Annotated in this window: 4 protein-coding genes; 2 read left to right on the top strand and 2 right to left on the bottom strand. The window is 52.5% G+C overall.

Features of this window, described 5'->3' with window-relative positions:
• The first annotated feature begins 137 nt into the window (after window positions 1-137).
• Both VU18_RS15500 and ytvI read left to right on the top strand, forming a co-directional pair.
• On the top strand, window positions 138-749 hold the full coding sequence (locus tag VU18_RS15500) for a DedA family protein (protein WP_047758444.1): 612 nt from the start codon (window positions 138-140) through the stop codon (window positions 747-749).
• Between the two features lie 80 nt (window positions 750-829).
• On the top strand, window positions 830-1,855 hold the full coding sequence (ytvI, locus tag VU18_RS15495) for a sporulation integral membrane protein YtvI (protein WP_047758443.1): 1,026 nt from the start codon (window positions 830-832) through the stop codon (window positions 1,853-1,855).
• A gap of 132 nt (window positions 1,856-1,987) precedes the next feature.
• On the opposite strand, the gene motB is transcribed toward ytvI, so the two are convergent.
• Together motB and motA are read right to left on the bottom strand one after the other, a co-directional pair.
• Window positions 1,988-2,767 (bottom strand): flagellar motor protein MotB, encoded by a 780-nt coding sequence (gene motB / locus VU18_RS15490; RefSeq protein ID WP_013524187.1) that lies wholly within the window; start codon window positions 2,765-2,767, stop codon window positions 1,988-1,990.
• The coding region (gene motA, locus VU18_RS15485) for a flagellar motor stator protein MotA (RefSeq protein WP_047758442.1) at window positions 2,760-3,418 on the bottom strand (659 nt) is incomplete at its 5' end. The genes motB and motA, both read right to left, overlap by 8 nt.

The raw sequence follows: 3,418 nt of genomic DNA, 5'->3' as shown, positions 1-3,418 counted from the left end.
AAATTGCATCTATATAGATGATCATCGACACTCGTGAAAGCGGCTGAATGATCAGCCGCTTTTCCCGTTTTGTTGGCAAGGAACGTATAGTATAATGAAAAAATGGACAAGGAAGCGAAAGACAAGGAGGAAAAACGGTGCACGAAGTCATTCAATCGATGTTTTCCTTTTTGACCAGTTTAGGCTATGTCGGCATCGCTCTCGCCTTGATGGTGGAAGTGATCCCCAGCGAGATCGTGTTGGCCTATGCCGGTTATTTGGTAGCGCGGGGGGATGTCTCATTTGCTGGGGCCGTGGCAGCTGGGACAATAGGCGGCACGGTGGCGCAGTTGTTTTTGTATTGGATGGGCTACTATGGCGGACGGCCGTTTCTAGATCAGTATGGGAAATATGTATTGATCCAGAAAAAACATTTGGATGTGGCGGAACGCTGGTTTGCGAAATTTGGCCCCGGCGTCATTTTCAGCGCCCGGTTTATCCCCGTTGTCCGCCATGCGATTTCGATCCCCGCCGGCATTGCGCGGATGAAGTGGTTGCCGTTTACGATTTACACGGTGTTGGCCATCATCCCATGGTCCATCTTGTTTATTTGGTTGGGAGAGCAGCTTGGCCAACGATGGCGGCAAATTGACGAGATGGCGGCGCCATACGTCCGACCGGCTATTGCAGCGGGGGTGGCGGTGGCGGCGATTTACATCGTTTGGCAACGACGACGCCGCGCTGCAGATGAAAACGAGCGCATGAAATAGTTGCCCGTCCGCATGCTGTCGGCTATATTTATACATGAACCATCTTTTGGCTAAATTTTTATGAAAAATGAGGGACGAACGTGAAACGTTGGATTATCATTGCGTTGCTATTCGCTGTGGGGCTATGGCTTGTGCCATACAGCATGCCTCTTCTTTTCGCACTTGCGACCGCGCTTTTGCTCGAGCCGTCCATCCGCCGATTGCAAGAAAACTATAAGCTGAAGCGCGCGCACGCCGTCACGGTGATTTTTTCATTGTTCATCATCATTCTTGGGCTTTCCCTTTACTTTCTAGTCGTGATTTTTGTGCAACAAGTGATGGCGCTCTCGCAAAAACTGCCTTATGTGCTAAACGAAGCGACGAAAGTGCTCGACCGCCTCATTCAAACGTGGCAGTCGTATTCCAGCTCCATTCCGCAGGAAATCATCGATTCGCTTGAACGCGGCGTCAATACCGTCGAGCAAATGCTTTTGTCGTTTGCGACCAACTTGACGCAGTCGCTCGTCCATTATATTGCCGCCATTCCGGCGTTTTTGATTCATTTTTTAGTGTATTTGATCGCACTGTTTCTCATTTGCCTCGATTTGCCGCAGCTGAAGCAAGGCATGCGCCGCTATTTGTCCGAACGGACCGAACAGCGGCTTGGGATGGTCGTCGCCCAGCTGAGCAAAGCGGGGATCGGCTTTTTAAAAGCGCAGTTTTTGCTTAGTTTAATTACGTTTTTCCTCGCGCTGGCTGGCCTTTTCGTGTTGGGGGTCGACTATGCGGCGTTGATGGCGCTGGTCATCGTCGTCGTTGATATTTTGCCGATTTTAGGAACGGGTTCCGTGCTTGTTCCGTGGGGGCTCATCAGCATGGCGAACGGCAACAATACGCTTGGCATCGGGCTCATCGTGCTGTTTGTCGTCATCACCGTCGTGCGCCGGATCATTGAGCCGAAAGTGTTTTCCACCAATTTGGGCATTTCCCCGCTCGCCGCGCTCGTCAGCGTCTATCTGGGGTTTCAGCTGCTTGGCTTTATCGGGTTGTTCGTCGGGCCGGTCGTTGTCATTTTGGTTGAGGCGCTTGCCAAAGCCGGAGTCATTAAATGGACGATCAAGCTTTGATTTTTTCGAATAAAGGTCTTTGTGGACGAAGGAGGAAAAACCGGCGAACCGCCGGTTTTTCTGTTTGGACATGGAAAAGAGAGTTTTGGCAAAGCGACGGCTAAAGAAAACCGCCCGCTGAAGGCGCGGCGGTCACTGAGTGGATGTGGACGAATCATTGACGTCGGTGCGCGGCAAAATTAAAATTTCGACACGCCGGTTTTTCATCCGCCCGGCAGCGGTGGCGTTGGAGGCGATCGGCTTGTATTCGCCATACCCTTTGGCGCTGAAATAGCGCGGATCGAGTTGCTTGTTTTCAAGCAGCACTTTCATGAAATTGACGGCGCGCATGACGCTCAGCTCCCAGTTGGAAGCAAATTTCTCATTATGGATCGGCACGTTGTCCGTATGGCCGCTGATGATGATATTGCGCGGCGGGTTCATGACGAGCAAAGCGGAGATTTCCGCCGCAAGACGCCGGTCTTTCATGCGCACTTCGGCGCTGCCGGAGTCGAATAAAATATCATCCAAAATGGTAATCGCGAGCCCTTCGTCCGTCAAGGAAGTCTGCAGTTTTCCCGTCAGCTTGTTGTCGTGGATGTAGCTGTCGATTTTCGCTTTGATTTGCCCTAATTCTTCTTTTTCCTTTCCGTTTACGGCTGGGGAAGGCTGCTTTGCTTGATGCCGTCCTTCTTCGTCTTGGGCCGGTGGAGTGATCGGCTCGATCGGGCTTTGAAAGTCAAGAACACCCGTTCCGCCGGCAAAGGCGGTGCTAAAGGCGCGCGCAATTTCTTGAAACTTCTTTTGGTCGATTTGGCTGCTCGCAAACAAGACGATGAATAGGGCGAGCAATAGCGTCAATAAATCCGCGTACGGAATCAGCCATGCCTCGCTCATATGGTCGTCATGCTTGTTCTTTTTTTTCTTAGCCATTGGCCGTTTCCCCTTGCACCAGCGCTTGGCGCCGCTCGTTTTCCGGCAAGTATGAGGCGAGTTTTTGTTCGATCATGCGCGGGGCTTGTCCTTCCAAAATGGACAGCACCCCTTCAATCATGATGTAGCGCACGCGCGCCTCTTCCTTCGATTTCCGCCGCAGTTTGTTGGCAAACGGATGCCAAAGCACATAGCCGGTGAAAATGCCGAGCATCGTGGCGACAAAAGCGGCGCTGATCGCCTTGCCGAGCTCGGCGATGTTTTCCATATTGCCAAGGGCGGCAATCAGGCCGATGACGGCCCCAAGCACCCCGAGCGTCGGCGCGTACGTGCCTGCTTGGGAAAAAATCGCGGCATTCGCTTCGTGGCGCTCTTCCATGGCGACGATTTCCTCTGTCATGACATCCCGGATGAACTCTTGCGTTTGCCCATCGATTGCCATGCTGAGTCCGTTGCGCAAAAACGGGTCGTCAATGTCGTCCAATTTCGCCTCGAGCGCCAGCAGCCCTTCGCGGCGGGCGATATTCGCCCAATCGACGAACAGCGGAATCAGTTGTTCGACCGTCGGCGTCGTTGATTCCGTGAAAATGACTTTGAAAAGCTTTGGCACTTTTTTAATTTCGTGCGTCGGAAAGGCGATGACGACCGCTG

The sequence above is a fragment of the Geobacillus sp. ZGt-1 genome (assembly GCF_001026865.1).
Lineage (GTDB): Bacteria > Bacillota > Bacilli > Bacillales > Anoxybacillaceae > Geobacillus > Geobacillus thermoleovorans.
Note: the sequence above shows the minus strand (reverse complement) of the source record. Positions and strands in the feature narration are given on the sequence as shown.

Bases quoted from the DNA above. Each gene is read 5' to 3' on its own strand.
- motB (WP_013524187.1), bottom strand. From the start codon at position 2,767: ATGGCTAAGAAAAAAAAGAACAAGCATGACGACCATATGAGCGAGGCA.